Annotated in this window: 12 protein-coding genes and 2 pseudogenes; 6 read left to right on the forward strand and 8 right to left on the reverse strand. The window is 69.8% G+C overall.

The features are described from left to right. Positions 1-128: 128 nt before the first annotated feature. The 5 genes and pseudogenes from SM450_RS12755 to SM450_RS12775 all read right to left on the reverse strand — a co-directional run. Positions 129-398 (reverse strand): annotated as a pseudogene (locus SM450_RS12755) (hypothetical protein); the annotation flags it as partial. Between the two features lie 132 nt (positions 399-530). After that, positions 531-842: pseudogene (locus tag SM450_RS12760) on the reverse strand (hypothetical protein); the annotation flags it as partial. 596 nt (positions 843-1,438) lie between these two features. Then, positions 1,439-3,178, reverse strand: a complete 1,740-nt coding sequence (locus SM450_RS12765; protein WP_474619919.1) for a PQQ-dependent sugar dehydrogenase — start codon at positions 3,176-3,178, stop codon at positions 1,439-1,441. A 28-nt stretch (positions 3,179-3,206) separates the two neighbouring features. Further along, the gene (locus SM450_RS12770; RefSeq protein WP_474619920.1) at positions 3,207-4,274 is read right to left on the reverse strand and encodes an SMP-30/gluconolactonase/LRE family protein; all 1,068 of its coding nucleotides are present in this window, start codon (positions 4,272-4,274) and stop codon (positions 3,207-3,209) included. Positions 4,275-4,463: 189 nt separating this feature from the next. Continuing rightward, positions 4,464-5,402 carry a LysR family transcriptional regulator gene (locus tag SM450_RS12775; RefSeq protein WP_474619921.1) on the reverse strand — a complete coding sequence of 313 codons (939 nt, stop codon included), beginning with the start codon at positions 5,400-5,402 and terminating at the stop codon, positions 4,464-4,466. Between the two features lie 72 nt (positions 5,403-5,474). On the opposite strand from SM450_RS12775, the gene SM450_RS12780 reads away from it, so the two are divergent. The 3 genes from SM450_RS12780 (at position 5,475) to SM450_RS12790 (ending at position 8,057) form a co-directional block, all read left to right on the forward strand. After that, complete coding sequence (locus tag SM450_RS12780) at positions 5,475-6,428, forward strand: NAD(P)H-binding protein (RefSeq protein WP_474619922.1); 954 nt, start codon at positions 5,475-5,477, stop codon at positions 6,426-6,428. Further along, on the forward strand, positions 6,418-6,783 hold the full coding sequence (locus SM450_RS12785; RefSeq protein WP_474619923.1) for a darcynin family protein: 366 nt from the start codon (positions 6,418-6,420) through the stop codon (positions 6,781-6,783). The genes SM450_RS12780 and SM450_RS12785 overlap by 11 nt, the downstream gene beginning before the upstream one ends. Positions 6,784-7,043: 260 nt before the next feature. Beyond that, positions 7,044-8,057 carry an acetamidase/formamidase family protein gene (locus SM450_RS12790; protein WP_474619924.1) on the forward strand — a complete coding sequence of 338 codons (1,014 nt, stop codon included), beginning with the start codon at positions 7,044-7,046 and terminating at the stop codon, positions 8,055-8,057. A 40-nt stretch (positions 8,058-8,097) separates the two neighbouring features. Here the strand turns inward: SM450_RS12790 and SM450_RS12795 are convergent, their stop codons facing one another. The 3 genes from SM450_RS12795 to SM450_RS12805 form a co-directional block, all read right to left on the reverse strand. Then, positions 8,098-11,796 carry a tetratricopeptide repeat protein gene (locus SM450_RS12795; protein ID WP_474619925.1) on the reverse strand — a complete coding sequence of 1,233 codons (3,699 nt, stop codon included), beginning with the start codon at positions 11,794-11,796 and terminating at the stop codon, positions 8,098-8,100. Between the two features lie 35 nt (positions 11,797-11,831). Then, positions 11,832-12,206, reverse strand: coding sequence for a hypothetical protein (locus tag SM450_RS12800; protein WP_474619926.1), 375 nt, complete (start codon positions 12,204-12,206; stop codon positions 11,832-11,834). Between the two features lie 79 nt (positions 12,207-12,285). After that, positions 12,286-12,885 carry a TetR/AcrR family transcriptional regulator gene (locus tag SM450_RS12805; RefSeq protein ID WP_474619927.1) on the reverse strand — a complete coding sequence of 200 codons (600 nt, stop codon included), beginning with the start codon at positions 12,883-12,885 and terminating at the stop codon, positions 12,286-12,288. A 92-nt stretch (positions 12,886-12,977) separates the two neighbouring features. Between SM450_RS12805 and SM450_RS12810 the strand changes: the two genes are divergently transcribed. From SM450_RS12810 to SM450_RS12820, 3 genes are all read left to right on the forward strand, one after another. Beyond that, positions 12,978-13,946: an NADP-dependent oxidoreductase gene (locus SM450_RS12810; protein WP_474619928.1), complete on the forward strand. Its 969-nt coding sequence runs from the start codon at positions 12,978-12,980 to the stop codon at positions 13,944-13,946. Between the two features lie 202 nt (positions 13,947-14,148). Then, the gene (locus SM450_RS12815) at positions 14,149-17,175 is read left to right on the forward strand and encodes an NACHT domain-containing protein (protein WP_474619929.1); all 3,027 of its coding nucleotides are present in this window, start codon (positions 14,149-14,151) and stop codon (positions 17,173-17,175) included. Between the two features lie 46 nt (positions 17,176-17,221). Beyond that, positions 17,222-18,010, forward strand: a complete 789-nt coding sequence (locus tag SM450_RS12820; protein WP_474619930.1) for a class I SAM-dependent methyltransferase — start codon at positions 17,222-17,224, stop codon at positions 18,008-18,010. The last annotated feature ends 14 nt before the right edge of the window (positions 18,011-18,024 follow it).

The following is an 18,024-nucleotide window of genomic DNA, read 5'->3' on the forward strand; positions in this document are numbered from 1 at the left end:
TCGCCGGGTTCGCCCCAGCCGTTGAGCATGACGACGCCTTGGCGCAACCATTGTCCGGTGGAAGGGCGGAACACCGCGGGGTCGCTTTTGCCGTCGCCGTCGTAATCACTGAGCCGTACGCCTTTGCTGCGCCACTGCGCCACAGTTTCGCCCCGCAGGACACTCAGCAGTGCGAGCTTGTTGTCGAGGCTCGTGACCTTGTTCCGATCCTCGCTCAGATGGATGTGCCAAAGGTGCGACGAGTCCGACGAGACCGCGTAGTCGTACCGGAAGTCCCAGCCCTCCACGGTGCTGTCACTGTCAGTCTGTCCGTAGAATTCCCGCCATCCGTCCAGCCGGGGATCGTTGGGATCCTTGCCGGAGGTCAGTAGTCGCGTGGAATACCGGGCGATGCGGCGGTAGTCAGCGTTGAGGGCCTGGGCGTTCGGGGCGACAGGGTCGGCGGACGGCGACGGATCACTGTCGTCCACCCGGTACCCTTGGCCCTCCGTCATCGTCGATGGGTTACCGTTCAGCGCAGCAATCCCTTGAGCCTCGGGGAAGGTCCAGTCGTAGGCGGCTGCCTTGTCCGACGGCCCTCCCTGATCCTCGGTGTCACGGACGGAATAGTTGTTCGAAACGTTCGCCGCGCGAGTGTTGTGGTAGCCGCTCTTGTTGGCATAGATGCCGCCGTTCTGCGTACCCGAATCAAGCTTCAGGAGCTCCTCCATCAACCACCAGGAGGCGTCGGTGATCCTGGATGGATTCGGATTGCTGGCAGCGTTGGCGGGTGAAGCCAGAGCCGGGGTGATGCCGGCGAACAGTAAGATTGAAGCGGTTGCGGCGAGCCCGCGTAGATTCATCGTTCTGGTATCCATTCAGACAGAGTTCTTCCTACTGGCGGACGCGCGTAGACATTCGTCAGTTAAAGATCGGATGTCGGCGCGAGGCTGTATCGTCGTCGATCAGACGATTCGCCAGAATTGCAGCCTGGAAGTCTGGAGTAACGTCAGGCACGCCAAGCGGTGCGCCTGCGTCAATCCCAGGTTTACCTGGGTCAAGGCGACGAACGCTTGTTCCTGCGGTCAGTGTGCGCGCTGGCCAGAGCTATGCTGGCTGGACCGAATTGACACGTATCGTGTCGTGGAGCGATTCGTCGGCACCCGCTAATGGATATGCATCGATGTCGTGCATCGTTATGGCCCCCGTAAGCCGTGAATGTGACACACCCGCCCGACCACTAACTTCGCAGGGCGGATTGGCGCAACTGTATAGGCGCGCGGGCGATCGGGCAAGACCCTATACGCAAAGGTCATTGCGTTGTCGGGTAGCTACTGTTCACGGCGGGGATTAGCTCGTCCGCACTTGGCCTTGGTGGCTGCTGGACGGACCGCTCGGAGGGTGCCCGCGCGACGCGGGCACCCTCCGAGAGCCGGCGGTGCCGGATCCCGGCTCGACCTCAGCTCGTGGGGCCGGACGCCGCCCCACCGAGGGTCACCTTGAGGATCTTCTCGTTGCTGTTGTTCGGGGTGCTGTCCTTGTCCCCGCCGGTGCTCGTGGTCAGCCACAGGTTGCCGTCGAGGGTCGGTTCGACGGTGCGCAGCCGGAAGTACGTCCCGACGAAGTACTGCTGGAGGTTGGTGAGCGTGTTGCCGCTGATCTCCGCGCGGTACATCCGGTTGCCACGCAGGCAGGCGATGTAGAGCACGTCCCGGACGATCGCGATGCCGCTGCACGAGGCGTCGGCCACCGGGTACGTCCGGATCGGGGCCCTGAAGTTCGGGTTGGCGCAGTCGCCGGAGGTGCCCTCGCAGGCGGGCCAGCCGTAGTTGCCGCCCTTGACGATGATGTTGGTCTCGTCCATGACGTTGTTGCCGAACTCCTGCTCGAAGAGCCGGCCCTGGGAGTCGAAGGCGAGTCCCTGCGGGTTGCGGTGGCCGTAGCTCCACACGTAGTTGCCGAAGGGGTTGTCCGCAGGCACGGTGCCGTCGGGGTTGAGCCGGAGTACCTTGCCGCCCAGGTTGTTGGTGTCCTGGGCCACGTCCGGGTCCTGTCCGTCACCGGCGGCGGCGTAGAGCTTGCCGTCGGGGCCGAAGCGCAGCCGGCCGCCGTTGTGGTACTTGTTGCGCGGGATTCCCGTGACGAGTACCTGCCTGGTGTCGGTTTGCAGCGTGCCGTCGTAGCGGATGCGCACGATCCGGTTGTCGGTCGTGGTGGTGTGGTAGATGTACAGCCAGCGGTCGGTGGTGAAGCTGGCCGAGACGGCCAGCCCGAGCACGCCGCCCTCGCCGTTGGTGCCGGCCACGTTCGGCACGGTGCCGATGCTGTGCTTATTGGTGCCGTCCGGGTTCATGGCGACGATGTCGAACAGGTCGCGCCGGCCGTAGAGGACCGTGCCGTCGGGCAGTTGCACCAGGCCCCAGGGCAGGTCCTTCTCGGTGGTGACCGCCGTGGCGCCGCAGATCGGGCTCGTGCAGCCCGAGCCGGTGTGCGCGGTGACCGCGGCGCTCGCCCCCGAGACATTGCCCTGGGCGTCCCGGGCGGTCACCGTGTACCGGTAGTCGGTGTTTGGCGTCAGCCCGGTGTCGGTGAACCTGGTCGCCGGCGGGTTGCTGGCGGTGCCGGTGGTGGAGCCGACCGCCGTACCGTTGCGCAGGATCGTGTAGCCGGTGACCGCGACGTTGTCGGTGGAGGCCGACCAGGTGAGGGTCACGTCCGTGCCGTTGACAGTCGCGGCCGGGTTGGTCGGCGTGCTTGGCGCAGACGTGTCCTGCTGGCAGAACGGCGGGGTGACCGAGAGCGTGGAGCTGGCCTGCGAGACGTTGCCGGCGGCGTCGCGGGCGTTGACGTACCAGCCCCAGGTGACACCCTGCACGACGCTGAGCGTCGCGGTCAGCGTCCGTCCCGGGACCGAGGTGACGAGCTGGCCGTCGTGGTAGATGTCGTAGAAGGCGACGCCCACGTTGTCCCGGGAGGCGTACCAGGAGAGCGTGACGGACTGGCAGGTCAGCCGGGTGCTGCGCAGGCCGGTCGGCCGGGTGGGCGGGCTGGTGTCGGCGGCGAGCCGGGCCGCCTGCCGGCTCCCGGTCGCCGGCGCGGCCGGCGCGGCGTTGGCGGGTACGCCGGTCAGGATGGTGCCGGCGCAGACCAGGAGGGCGAGCGGGACGCGGTGTCGGCGCTGGCGAGGATTAATCCGCACGGATGCTTTTCCTTCCGGGGGTTCTTGGTCAGTACGGGTAGCCGGGGACGTTGAGTCGCACGCTGTACAGGCCGGAGTCGTTCGTCCGGCCGGAGGTGATGTAGAGGGTCTGCCGGTCGGTTCCGCCGAACGCCACGTTCGTGGTGCCGGCGCCGCCGGAGCGGATAGTGCCGAGCTGCGCGCCGGCGGGCGAGTAGACGTGGATCAGCCCGTCCGAGCCGGAGGCCCAGTACACGTTGCCGGCGCAGTCGATGGTGACCCCGTCGGGACCGCCGAGGTAGTTCACGAAGACGCTGCGGGCGCCGGTGCTGCCGTCGGGCTGGACGACGTACCTGTAGATCTTGTTCTCGGAGTAGGCGCCCACGTAGAGCGTGCTGCCGTCCGGGGAGAGCGCGATGCCGTTGGGTTGCCGCAGCCGGTCGTCCACGAGCGACACCTGGCCGCCGGAGACGCGGAAGACGCTTGTACGTCCGCTCATCTGGTCGGGTCGGTTGCCGCGCTGGAAGTTGGGGTCGGTGAAGTAGACGACGCCGTCGGAACGGGCCGTGACGTCGTTAGGTGAGTTGAACGCCCGGCCCTGGTAGTTGGCGGCGACGGTGCTGCGGGTCTGGTCGCTCAGCCGGTATGCGGAGACGTTCCGCTGGTCGTGGGTGGCGGCGATGATCTGCTGGGCGTCGGGGCTGAGCGCCAGGCCGTTGCTGCCGGCGTTGGCGATGAAGGTGTCGAAGGTCGCCGGCGGCGTGAACCGGCGAATCGTGGATGGTTGCACGTTGTTCGGCCCGGTGCCCGCGGCCATGTCGGACATCAGCAGGTAGCCGCCGTCGGCGATCCAGACCGGCCCTTCGAGGAACGAGAACCCGCTCTGGATCTTCGTCGCGGACACGGAGCTGGCCGGCAGGGGTGGGCCGTACCCGGTGCCGCCCGGGCAGACCCCGGGGGGCGCGCCGGGTGGGCCGGCGAACGGGCTGGTGTGAACGTTCACATGAGCGGCGTCCCGAGGTGCCGGGGGTGCGGGTGTGGCACCGGCGGGGCCTGGTGCGGTGGTGAGCGCGAGGCCCAGGCCGGCGAGTGCGGCGATGGTTGGACGCCAGGTCATCGGGGTACTCCAATCGGGGTCGGTGAATGCGAGGCCCGTGGTTGTCGGTGAGCTGGCCCGGCCACCGACGCCTGTTATCGATAAACATCAATATATACGTGACGCAGCTTAGGCGAGGAAGCAGCGCCCCGCATCAGTTCCCCACGATCACCTTGTCCCGGTGGCCGGGTTGAGCGCGTGGTGCCTCGACTATTCCTCTCGGGCGGGACAAAGCACCCGGCGCACGGCGTCACGCAGCCATTGGTGGGCGCCGTCGACGCTGTGGCGTGGGTGCCAGGCCATGCCGATCGTCAGCGGCGGCAGTGGCAGTGGGATTTCCAGTAGGCGCAGTCCCAGCGCATGCGCCGCGTCGCTGAGCCGTGACGGAGGCTCGCCCGGCAGGGCGGTCGGCACCAGGCAGACCATGTCCTCGGCTGCGGCCAGCATCATCGCGGCGAGGTGTCCGGGCAGGACTGCGCCGACCTGACGGCTGAGCCCCTGCGCGGCCAAGGCCGTGTCCAGCGGCCCGGTAAAGCGTCCGCGGCGGCTGACCGCCACGTGCTCGGCCGCAGCGAGCCTGGCGGCCGTCAGAGTTCCTTCGGTGAGTGGGTGCCCGGCCCTCACGCCAGCCGTCATGCGCAGGGTGACGAGTTCTTCGACCCGGGTCTCCGGGTCGACGTGGTCGATGGCCCCGATCTCCAGGTCGATCCGTCCGTCACGCAGTGCGGGGCCGGCCTCCCACTCCTCCGCCAGCACCCGCAGCGAAACGCCCGGCGCCTGGCGTCGGGCGAGCCGGAGCAGACCGGGCGCGACTGCGGCGCCGACCAGGTCCGCAGCCTGCACGGTGAAGGTGCGCCGCAGTGCCGCGGGGTCGATCCCGCCGCTCGGGGCGAGCAACGCCTCCAGCCGTCGTACCACCGCTGCGGCCTCGTCCCGCAGCGCCTCGGCGCGCGGAGTGGGCACCATCGTCTGTCCGGCCCGCACAAGTAGTGGATCTCGGAGCACCCGGCGCAGCCGGGCCAGGGTGCGGCTCATCGCCGCGGGGGAGGTCCGCAGCCGAGCGGCGGCGCGGGTGACGCTCTGCTCGGTCAGTAGGGCGTCGAGAGCGACGGCGAGGTTGGCGTCAAGGTTCGGGGTTGGGCTGCTCACCGCACTTATTCCACTCCAGGCAATGATTGGATGCTGAGGTTCCCATTGTGGCAATGCGGCGGCCCCCGCACGATGAATGAGTCCCGCCGAGCCGACAATCGAGGTTTCATGATCGTCATTACCGGTCCCACCGGAAACATCGGGCGGCAGTTGCTGTCGCTGCTGATCGAGGCCGCACCCGCAGTCCGTGAGGAGTTACGTGTCGTCGTCCGGGATCCGGCCCGGCTGCCCGAAGGCGTCCGTGGACGGGTCGAGGTGATCCTCGGCTCGCACGGCGACGCCGCGACCGTGGAGCGAGCCCTCACCGGGGCGGACGCCGTTTTCTGGCTGGTGCCGCCGGACGCCTCCGTCCCGCCCGACGAAGCCTACAGCGGCTTCACCCGCCCGGCCGCGCGGGCTTTCGCCACTCACGGCGTCGGCCATGTTGTCGCCGTCTCGGCGCTCGGCCGTGGAACCCCGCAGGCCGCCCAGGCCGGGCTGGTCACCGCCTCCCTGGCGATGGACGACCTGATCGCCGGCTCCGGCGTCGCCTACCGCGCCCTGGCCTGCCCGTCCTTCTTCGAGAACCTGCTGGAGGAGGTCGACTCGATCCGCGACGACGGCGTCTTCACCGACACCGCCGCCGCGGACCGTCCGGCCCCCATGGTGGCGGTCGCCGACATCGCCGCCACCGCGGCCGTGCTGCTGTTGGACCGCTCTTGGGCCGGCGTGGGCAATGTCCCTGTGCTCGGCCCGCAGGACCTCTCGCCCAACGATCTGGCCCGCATCATGACCGAGGAACTGGGCCGTCCGGTCCGCTATCAGCGTCAGTCGCTCGACGAACTGCGCTCCACCATGCTCGGCTACGGCCTCAACGAGGCGTTCGTCGAGGCCATGGTCGACATGAAACGCGCCAAGGATGAAGGGCTGGACTCCGGCGTCGACCGCTCCCCGCAGGCGGGACCGGCAATCGCATTCGCGCGGTGGTGCGCCCGAACGCTCAGGCCCGCCGTCCTCGCCACGCAGGAGATCGTCGATGCCCACTGAGCGAACCGAGCCACCGGTCACCGCTTTCATGCTTGTCAAGACCACGCCCGAGTGGCTTGCGATGACCGTGGCCGAGCGCGTCGAGGCATTCACCACCCACGTTCTCCCCGTAATCCAGGCCCGCACCCGCGGTGTCCGCTCCCGCTTCTACGACACGGAGTTCTACTCAGCGCGGATCACCGACATCTGGGTCTGGGAGGCGGACGACCATGACGCCTACCGCCTGCTGATTGATGCGTTGCGCGAGACCCCCTTCTGGGACCGCTACTTTCAGGTCGTCGACCTGGTTGTGGGCATCGAGAACGGCTACGCCCGCACCTACGGCCTGAAGCCCCTGGCGACCCTTGCCACCTGACGCTCGACAGACCGGCGCGGCAGGTCGGTACGCTCGAACGGCAGGGATACCCCCCTGGCCGGCGGACCGGAACCCAGTTCCCCGATGGGAGCGATCGAATGGGGGGGTGGAGGTCCCGAACCCGCTGAACGAAGGTGTGGCGATCTACACGCGACGGCTCTGCGCGTCGGCGTGACGGCACAGCGATGCCCGTGCTGGTGGTGCGGCACGCCACCGGACTCGCGCGTGCCGGCCACCATCGACCGAGACGAGGAGTTGCCATGACCGAGGTCGTCACCTACCGGCCCGGACCGGCGGAGATGTCGTACACCTTCGGCGGCCGGGAGCCGGTCCTGCGGGTCCGGCCCGGCACCATCGTGCAGCTGTACACCGAGGACTGCTACGGCGGTCGGGTGCGGGGGATCGACGACCTGCCGTCACGGGTGTGTGAGTTCCCCTACCTCAACCCGGTGACCGGACCGATCCACGTCGAGGGCGCCGAACCGGGGGACACGCTCGCGGTGCACGTGGTGGCCATCGAACCGGCCCGGGACTGGGCGGTCTCCAGCACCTTTCCGCACTTCGGCGCGTTGACGGGTACGCACGTCACGGCCACGCTGCACCCGCCGCTCGATGAGCTGGTCTGGATGTACGACGTCGACGTCGCCGCCGCCACCGTGACGTACCGGGCCCGGCGTGGCGACTACACGGTGGCGCTGCCGCTGGATCCGATGCACGGGACCATGGGGGTGGCGCCGGCGGCGTTCGAGTCGCGGATGACAATCGTGCCGGACGCCCACGGCGGCAACATGGACTCGCCTGAGCTGCGGGCTGGCGTGACCGTGTACTTCGGGGTCAACGTGCCGGGCGCGCTGTTCGCGGTGGGTGACGGTCACTGTCGGCAGGGCCACGGTGAGGTGTGTGGCACCGGGGTCGAGGCGGCGATGAACACCACGCTGATTCTCGACCTGGTGAAGGGCGTATCGACCCCGTGGCCGCGACTGGAGGACGACGACGCGCTGATGAGCACCGGCTCGGCCCGGCCGCTGGAGGACGCGTACCGGATCAGTCAGCACGACCTTGTCACCTGGACGGCCGAGCTTGTGGGGTTGGACCAGCTCGACGCGTACCAGCTGGTCAGCCAAGCGGGGGAGGCGCCGGTGGGCAACGTCTGCGACCCGAACTACACGATGCTGGCCCGGGTGGCGCGGCGCTATCTGGGCGGGGTGGTCGCGTACGGCGGCGTGCACGCGCGACTGCGCGAGACGGGTCGGGCCCACCTGGCCCACCGATGACCCTCGATCTCGACCCGACGGCGGAAGGGGCGCGGTGCGCTCAGGGCGCCTGGTCGTCGTCCAGGAGCCACTTCTGGATCTCGGTCAGGAACTGCTGGCGCTCGCCCGTGCTCAGGCTGCCGACGACCTCGAGAACATCCTGCTCGGGGGAGACCACCAGGACCTGGCGGTCCCGCAGCGCGTCCTCGCCGAGTTCGCCGATGACGCGGCGCAGGTCCTCCTCCGGTTCCGGATCGCGGGCGATGATCGCATTCCAGCCGGTCTCGGCCAGGATTCCGCAGGCCATGAGGATCTCCGACCGATACTGGCGGATCTTGCCGTCGAGGCCCGACGCGGCGGAACGCTCCAAGATCTGGCGCAGGACGTCGGCTGCCTCGGGATAGCGGCGAGCCGCGCGATGCACCAGATAGATGTTCTCCATGGACATGATCTCGCCCGGTCCATGACCACGTCGCCGATAGCAGTCACGAGCCAGGTGGAGGAGATCCAGCGCCAGTGGCAGCCGACCGGCGCGGAGGTGGTGGTATCCACGTTCGTTGAACAGGCGGGCCTTCGACGCACGCTCGCCCGGGTTCTCGCCGATGTGCTCGCGCAGCTCGTTCCGCTTCCGTTCCCGGTCGACAGCGGCCTCGTCGGCGGCCTGCGCCTCGGCGTCCCGGCCCAGGGCGGAGAGGATCTGTGCCTGCTCCAGATGGACGACCGACAGCGACTCCAGCACGCCGTTGCGCCGCGCCACGTCCTCGTACGACGCCACGGCCAATTCTGTGTGGGCGAGGGCCGCCTCCGCCTTGCCCCGGCGGAACTGGAGGTCCGACAGCGCCCTCAGGGTCGTCCCGAAGTAGCGCGCCTGGGTGACGAGGTGGAAGTTGTCGAGTTGCCGGTACAAGGTCACCGCTCGTTCCAGCGCGGTCTCCGCCTCGTCCGGTCGGTCGAGGTCGGCCAGGAGCATCCCGCGTACGCTCACCGAACGGGCGAGGTGAGCGACCAGCTCGGCGTCCCCGCCGGCGGCCAGTTCCGTCCAGATGGCGATGGCCTCGTCGAGCGGGACGAGCGCGTCGGCCGGAGTATCCGTCCGCATCAGGGTGATGCCGACGCCGTGCAGCGCCGCGGCGAGGTTGACGCGGGCGGTGGGCGAGCCGTCCGCGGCGATCTCGCGGGCGAGCGCAACGGCTTCGGACACCGTTGCGTGGCATGCCTCCTGGTGTCCCAGCCGGCCCAGGTCGACCGCGAGGTTGGTAAGCGCGGTGACCAACTTCCCTCGGTACGCCGCCCCGGCGTCCGCGACCAGGTCCCGGTAGATGTCCACCGCCCGCCGGGACGCGGCCAGGGCGTCCTCGTGGCGCTCGAGTTCGGTCAGGACACTGCTGTACGTCAGCAGGAAGGAGGCGAGCCGAGCCGCCCGCGACCGCACCCGGTGCGGAACGTCGCCGAACCGGCGGGGCTCCTGACCCGGTGCCCCTTCCGTCCCCGCGAGCAGCCCCTCGTGAAGCTCGCTCGACTCGGCGAGCACGGCCGCCGCCTCGACCGATCGGCCGGTGGCGATCAGAATCTGCGCCGCCAGCACGGCGCCGCGGGCGAAGTCGAGACCGTACGCCTCGGCGTTCACCTCGAACAAACGCCGTCTTATCTCGAGCGACTCCGCCACCGATGCCTCGGCGGCGGTCCATGACTCCAGCTCCGTGTGGATGTCCGCCACATCGTGCAGGGCCTTCGCCAGGTCCGGCGAATAGGTGTCCGGACGTTCTTCGACGAGCCGCCGGTATATCCGGATCGAATCGATGAGCGGGCGCAGCGCCTCCCGGGGGCGGCCCAGGTTCTGCAGGGTCGCTCCCTGGGTGCCGAGCGCCATCGCGTGCTGCGCCAGGTGGTCGTGGCTGTCGTCGGCCGCCAGCGAGCCGAGGATGCGAACCGCCCTCTCGGCCGCTTGGAGCGCGTCTTCGCTCCGGCTGGCGCTGTTGAGATCCACGGCGAGGTTGTTGAGGGCGATGCCGAGACCAAAGTCCGTCCCGTGCTCCGTCTGGTTCAAGGCGGTCAGCAGCGTCACGCTCTCCTGCGTGGCGGCGAGGGCGTCCTGGTGGCGACCGACGTCGCTCAGTCGGAACCCGAGGTTCACAAGCGCGGCGGCGAGTTCCTTCGGGTACGGGTCGAATCCGTTCTGACGGAGGGCGCGGAGGAGCTGGACGACCCGCTCGGCCGCGGCCAGGGCCTGCTCGTGTTGTCCGGCGTAGGCAAGCCGCTCGCTGAGCTTCGAGTACCAGTAGTAGTGCTCTCTGACCGCGCTTGTCCGCCCGACATGGTGGTGAGCGAGGCGTTCGACGATGGCCGCGACCGCGGCGTCCAGATCCACGTGCCGTTGCGATGGCAGAGCGGGCTCGATGGCGCGGAGCACCGTCATCGGCGCGTACTCCGCCACGATCGACAGGGCGGTGCCGCCCATCTCCAGGATCAGACCCGGGTGGGCGGTCAGCAGCGGGTATACGTAGCCCTCGAGCACGTGCCGCCGGCGACGCCCGGTCTCCGCCAGGACCGTCCACACGGCGCGCCGGTAGCTCGTGACGACATCGTCGACAACGGCTGGCCCGTCGTCGGCGGCCCCACGGGCGAGCAGGCGTCTCGGCAGGTCGGCGCACCACTGGTCGCCGCCGCGCCCGCTCGTCGACAGTTGCCGGGCGATGAAGTCCTCCCCGAGCCGGTCGGGGTACAGCGGCTCCAGGGCCGTCTCCGCCCGGGCCGGGGGATAACTGCGCTGGTGGTCGTCGAGCAGGGTTTCGGCGGCCTGCGGCGAGGACGCAAGCTCCACCATGGCCAGGGTCCGCGCGGCGTCGGGCCGGGGCATCGGTCGGGTCAGGGTCGCGATGCTCACCAGGCGTCCCATCATCTGCGGATCCACCGTGAGGTGGCCGCCGTCGTGCAGAGCGGCCCAGTGCGCGTACTCCCGGTCGAGCAGGTAGTCCGACAGCGCGCCCGGGTCGGCGGGCGGCGTCCCGCCCCGGGCCGCCGCGTCGACGGCGACAAGCGCGGCCATGTGCAGCGTCAGGACCGACCGGTACGACGGGTCATCCAGCGGGCCGGGCGGATTCGACTCCGCCATCTCGGGCAGCCGATACGCCCTGCGGAACCGGCGTACGGCCGCGGCGTACACCTCCCGCCGCTGGTCCTCGGTCTCGCCGAGCGGAGTGAGGGCCTGCTCGCCCAGTCTGTAGCGGGCTGCGCGCAGCGGGTGACGCACCGCCAACCACCATGGGCCGGCGGTGCGGGCCAGCAGCAGCACCTTGAGGTCCACGCCGAGCCCCGGACCGGGGTCGCGGCAGAGAAGTCGTTCGAGCGTGGAGCGCGGCCAGCGGTCCGCGTAGTCCACGATCAGCAGCGTCTTCGCGGGGGAGTTCCGGTGGGTGGCCGGCCGGGCCGCGCCGGGGTGGTGGGCGGTGAGGACGGTCCATCCGGCCGCGGCGGAGCGGGTGGCCAACTGGCGGGCCAGCCGGGTCTTGCCCTGCCCGCCTGCGGCGTGGACCAGACGCAGCCCGGCGCCGGGGGTGTCGCGCCACCGGACCAACTCGTCCAGCTCCTGCTCGCGCCCGACGAAGTCCACCACCTCGTTCTGGCTGGCCAACAACTCGCTTGGGGGACAGCCGGTCCAGTCGGCGTCCCCGTCGCCCGGGGGAACGAAGCGGTCCAGTACAAAGTCGGTCAGCCCGAAGTGCTGGGTCCGTGCGAGGTAGAGATCGCGTCCCGCGTTCACGTCGTGGACCTCGTATGGGCCCTCCCGCTCGACGGTCATCGATCGGAGCGCTTCGTGGCGTCGGGCGGTTCGTCGCAACTGCCGAAGTACATATCGCGGTTGGCGATCGAGATGTTTCCTCCCGCATGCAGGTCACCGGTGCGGATCGACGAGGTGTGGGCGGTGTCGACGGCCGGCGTACCAGCACCCGGAGCGCTGTCGGGGGCGGACGACCGGCCGCCGTGCCGGGCCCGCCAGGCGATGAGGGTGCCGATGACGCCCGACCCCACGCCGACGGCGTTCAGGAACAGGCTGAGGATGCCGGCCAGTTGGCTTCCACGGGTGAGATCGGTGTGCGCGAGGAAGATGCCGAGCCCGACCAGGAGAGCGGCGAGGACGATGAATGCCACGGCGACGTAACGACGCGTCATCGCCGCATCGTGACACACTCCACGTCGGCGTCGACAGGGACGCCAGCAGCATCGGCGGTCAAGACCCGGTGTCGCGGCGTCACAGGGCGGCGGGCGGCGGGTGGGGCAGCGGGCGGGCGCCTTCCGGGCGTAGGCCGTCGAAGATGATGGCGAGGTATCGCCGCCACAGGTCGGGCGGGGCGTCTGACACATAGCTGGTGACGTGGTTGGGCGCGCACATCAGCAGGATGACGTCGGCGCCGGTGACGTCGGCCCGCACGGAGCCGTGTCCACGAGCCCGATCGACAAGCTTGTGCACAGTGCGGAACATCCGCTCGCGGGCCCTGATCACGTCCGCGTTCAGCTCGCCGGCCTCCTGCAGGAACGACAGGTCGCGTTGCTGTCGTTGGTCCGCGGCGACGGTGAGGAACTCCAGCAGCGCGGCGCCCGGGTCCGCCGCGTCGAGCAACTGTTCGCCGACCGTGTCGAGCGCGTCGATCCGGTCGAGGACGATCGCGGCGAGCAGGTCGTCCTTCGTGGCGAAGTGACGGAACAGGGTGCCCTTGCCGAGACCGGCCCGGCGGGCGATGTCGGCGACCGAGGCGTCCAGGCCACGCTCCGCGAACTCGTCGGCGGCGGCGGCCAGTAGCAACCGCCGGTTGCGGGCGGCGTCGGCGCGCAACGGGCGGGTGGTGGTCACGTCGCCACCCTAGCAAGTTGACCGTGCGGTCCGCTTATTGCTACCTTGGCGACCGGTAACATGACCGCTCGGTCCGTTTATGGGGGAAGCGCATGAAGGCAGTTGTCGTGACCGGCTACGGACCACCCGAGGAGTACACGGTGGGGGAGGTGCCGGCGCCCCGGCCCGGACCGGGACAGATCCAGGTCCGGATCGCCGCCGCATCGATCAACCCGGCGGACGTCCGGCTGCCCGGCGGCGATTTCCGTGCCGTAGTTCCACTGGAGTTTCCACACGTGCCGGGCAACGACTTCGCCGGCACGGTCAGCGAGGTCGGCGCCGGCGTAACGGCCTACCAGGTCGGCGATGAGGTCTTCGGTCAGGCCGTGCCACGGGCGCTGCGGGCGATGGTCGGCGGGACCCGGCCTTCGCTGAGCACCGGATCGCTGGCCGAGTACGCGGTCTTCGAGGCCGACACTCCGTTCCTGGCGCACCGCCCGGCCGGCCTCGACATCGAGCAGGCCGCCGCCCTTCCCACCGTCGGCCTGACCGCACGGGCGCTGATGGCCACCGCCAAGGTGCAGCCCGGCGAAACCGTCCTGGTCATCGGCGCGACCGGCGGCGTCGGAACCGCCGTGATCCCGTTGCTCGCTGCCGCGAAGGCGCGGGTGATCGCCACCGCGACCGCCGCTGACGCCGGCATCCTCCGCGCCCTCGGCGCCGACACAACCATCGGGTACGCGGAATCCGAATACCCCTCCGACGTCGACGTCGCGTTCAACCTGACCCTGCCGAGCGACAACCTCGCCGCAGTCGCGGGCGTCATCCGCCCGGGTGGACGCCTCCTCACGATCACCTACCCCGTACCGCAGCAGGACTGGATCGACCGCGACGACGTCGGGCTGCACTTCGTGCTGGACATGGACGGGACCCACGGCGGGATGCGCGAGGTCGGTGAACTCGCGGCAAACGGCGAACTGCCGGCCACGATCGGCCGCCGCTACACCCTCGACCAGGGCGCTCAAGCTTGCGTCGACTTCGTCCGCCGGCACACGACCGGGAAACTCGTCGTCACGATGTGAAACCCACTGCCGTCGACGCTCTTGCGCTCCGATCATCCAGGGACACCGCGCGTCGCTGGGCGCCCGCCTCCGGATCTTCCGGCGATGCTCGTCGACGGCCTGAGCGACGCGGGCGGCGAGCGTCGCCCCGACTGACCATGTGGGGAGGGAAGTCCGCTCGGTCGATGATTGAGCATCTCCGGCTCATCGGTGATGATGAGGCGTGCGGAGCGTGCGGGTACGCCGACTGCTCGCAGTCATCGTCATCGGCGCGGCCGTCGCCCTGCTCGCTTGGGTCGGCTGGGCGGTCCGCGCACGTGACCTCGACTGGGGCAACAAGGTTGCGGGCATCGCCGGATTCCTGCTCCTGGCCGCCGGCACGCTGGCGGCGGCCGTGAGCCGGCTCAGGGGATGGGCCCAGCCGAAGCCCCTGTCCAACGTCGACCTCCAGCAGGCTACCGAGAACCTGGCCGTGGCGCTCGGGCGCGTGTGGGCGAACGAGGAACGACTACGGCGGATCAACGATCCCTGGCCGCTGCCGGTGCGCTGGGAGACCGTCGACGGCCCGACCACCGCCGGCGGAACCGGCGGACCGATCGGCGCTCCGAGTCACAGTACCGGCGTGTTCACCGACGTCGCGGCGTTCTTCACCGCCATGACCACGCCACGGCTGGTCATCCTGGGGAGGGCCGGATCGGGTAAGAGCGTGCTGGCGGCCCGGCTGGTCCGCGATCTCCTGGCCGCACGGTCGGCCGGAGACCCCGTACCCCTTGTCGTCCCGTTGGGTAACTGGCAGGCCGGGGCGGCGCTGTCCCGGTGGCTGGCCGACGAACTGGTGAATCTCAGCCCGGGACTCGCCACGCGGGTCCTGGCCGGAGACGACACGCCCGTCACTCTCGCTCAGGCGCTTGTCGACGCCGGCGGCATCCTTCCCGTCCTGGACGGCTTGGACGAGCTGTCCGCGCCGGAACGCGCCTGGGTGATCGAGCAGATCAACGCCTACGGCTCGGACCGGCCGCTGGTGTTGACGAGCCGGCCGGAGGAGTACCGGCTCGCGGAGCACCACGCCGGGCGTTCGATAGCTCTGGCCACAGCGGTGCGCCTGCGCCCGCTGTCCACCGACGAGGTGCGGCGATACCTCCTGGACGCCACCGCGGGCGGTCGGACCGGGCGGTGGCAGGCCGTCTTCGATAACTTCACCGCCGCCCCGGACGGAGCGCCGGCTCAGGTGCTGACGAACCCGCTGATGCTGTGGCTGGCCCGAACCGTGTACGAGCGCCAGCACAACGATCCGACCGAGCTGCTCGGCTTTGCCGATGCGGCGGCGATGGAACAGCACCTGCTCGAAGCTTTGATTCCCGCGGTCTACGGCGATCGGCCCGGCCCGACCGGGTTTCGCTGCCGCCCCAAGCAGGCGCGGCGGTGGCTGGCTGCGCTGGCCGCCGACCTGAACCGCGCGGACAGCCGAGATCTCGCCTGGTGGCGGATGACCGATCCGAATCTCGCCTGGGCATCGCTCGTCGCGGCTGTGCGCTCCGCCGTACGCATGGCACTTCTCTGGGGCGCCGTCGCCCTCGTCGTCGCCATGGACGCGGCGGACGCGGGGCGGAACCTCTTCGTCGAGATGGGCAGGCTGGCGTCGGCGGGCCCCGTCGGCATCACCCTCCCGCCAGAAATCTCGAATGAGATCGATATCTTGTTCGAGCCTTACGGGCTGCCCCAGGTTGCCGTCGGCGTGCTGTTCGAACCGGGCATCTTCGCCTCGTGGGTGGTGCTGTGGATGATTCTGGGTGCCGCCTTCACCGCGCTGGGCCGCTCCGTCACGGTCCCGCCACTGCCCTCCGCCCTTGGACGCCGCCGTCTGCCCTGGCGGCTCCGGCTGGCCATGGCCTGGGCCGCCGTCGCGCTGGCAGGGCTGGTCACCGTCGGCGTGGTGCGGACCTGGCAACCACAGGTGGCGTTGCCGGAGCTCAACGGTTTCCTGATGGTGGCAGCGGTGTTCGGTGTCCTGGTGGCGGCGAACGCGCCAGCCTGGCTGGTGCAGCCGGTGGACGTCTCCCGCGCCGTCGGGCCCGCTCAGCTCATGCGGATGGACAGACGCGCCGGACTGATCGCCACGGTCGGCAGGCGCGCCGTCTACACGATCCTCATCTGGCTGTTCGCCGGCCCCGTCATGCTCGTCGGGTATCTGGTCTATGTCGTGGCCGACACCGCGGGGACCGCACTCTTCAGCGCCTTCGGCCCCGCGTCCCGGCGCTTCGCGGCGGTTCGGCTGTCCTACGCGCTCAGGTTCCGCCTGCCCTGGCGGATCATGCCATTTCTGATCGACGCCCACCGGCGCGGTGTCCTGCGACAGATCGGCGCCGTCTACCAGTTTCGTCACCTCCGGCTCCAGAACCATCTCGCCGAGGCCGATGCCGACAGCCTTGTGCAGAAGCGGTTGGAACAGTTCGTCACCTGGATCGAGCGGCGGCGAAACCTTCCCAGGGCGGGTGCGCTTGTCATGCAGCCGCTGCCCTGGTCCCGGCAGCGCTGGCGCGACCCCGCCCTGGCCGCGAGGCTCGCCGCCCGCCCGTCGCCTCCCAGGACCCAGGTTGCTGAGCCGCTCGACGGGTGGATCACCGACTGGACTGTCGCCCAGACCTGGCAGTTGGGTTCCTGGCGTCAACTGGCCGACGACAGCGCCACGCTTCCTGGCGAGCAGGTGAGACTTCACCTGCGCCTGCATCCTGTTGCGCTGCTTGTCCGGACAGCGGCACCAGGCGTCGTCATCAGCCTGTTCGTCCTTCCGTGTCTCTCCCTGCTGATTCCGAGCCGTCTCCTGCTGGCGGGCGTGCTGCTCATCGCGGTGGCTGTTCCACTCTTCCTCTCCTTCGATGATCATGTGACTGTCACCGACCGGCGGATGCTTGTGGTGGCGCTGTCCCACCGCGTCGAGGTGCCTCTGCAACGGATCATCGACCTGCACTACGAGCAGTCCCCACTGGGTCGGCTGTTCGGCTACGGACAGGTGGAGGTCGTCACCGCCGACATCGCCCAGGGCGGCGCGACAGCCCGACGGGCCAACCGCCGAAGTGTCGGCTGGCATGACGTGGAGGCAACCGCTGACGGGACAGTGGTTGCCCATCTCAGGGGCGTCCGAGATCCCGGCCGCACCTGTGAGCTGATCCGTCGCCTGCTCAACCCAGGAAACGCCCCACCCACCACCCAGCCCAACGGGTGCCCCACCGACACGTCGACCATGCCCTGAGCAGAATCGCTCGCTTCCCACCCTCTGCCGTGGGCAGGCTGTCGAAATGAGAGCGAGCTTCAGCGGTGAGTTGGCGACGTACTACGCGAGGCACCGACGCGGTTACCCGCCCCAGGTCCTCGACGCCCTCGTCGGGGCCTTCGGTCTCGGCGCCGGCGACCGGGTGGTCGACCTCGGCTGCGGCACCGGCCAGTTGAGCCTCCCACTCGCCGCCCGGGTCGGGGCCGTCATCGGCGTGGATCCGGAGCCGGACATGCTGGCCCTGGCCCGCCAGGCCGCCCACAACGCCGCACACGCCAACGCCACGTGGCTGCTCGGCGCGGACAGCGACCTGCCCGCGCTGGGCCGGCTACTCGGCGAAGGGACGATCGGCGCGCTGACCGTCGCTGTCGCTATCCACTTCATGGACCGCGACGTGCTGTTCAATGCCGCCCGGCCGCTGCTGCGTCCCGGCGGCGGCGTCGCCGTGATCACCAACGGCGCACCTCTGTGGCTGCAGGACACCGAGTGGTCCGGCGCGCTGCGCGGATGCATGGAACGGCTGTTCGGGCATCCCGTCACGGGGACGTGCCAAACCGATGAGGAGGGCCGCCGACGCAACCAGGACGCCCTCGTCAGCGCCGGCTATCGATACGCTGAGTCGTCGGTGCGGTACGACGCACCGCTCACCGTCGACGACATGGTTGGCGGCGTCTTCTCCGCCATGTCGGCCGACCGGCTGCCCTCCCCGCAGGGCCGGGCCGCGTTCGCCGGCGAGGTCCGCGACGCCCTCGGGGGGCGTGACAAGGTCACCGAGCGGGTCCACGTCCGGCTGCAGTTCGGCCTGCCGGACTGACCGCCGACGTGCCG

It is taken from the genome of Micromonospora marincola, assembly GCF_056150385.1.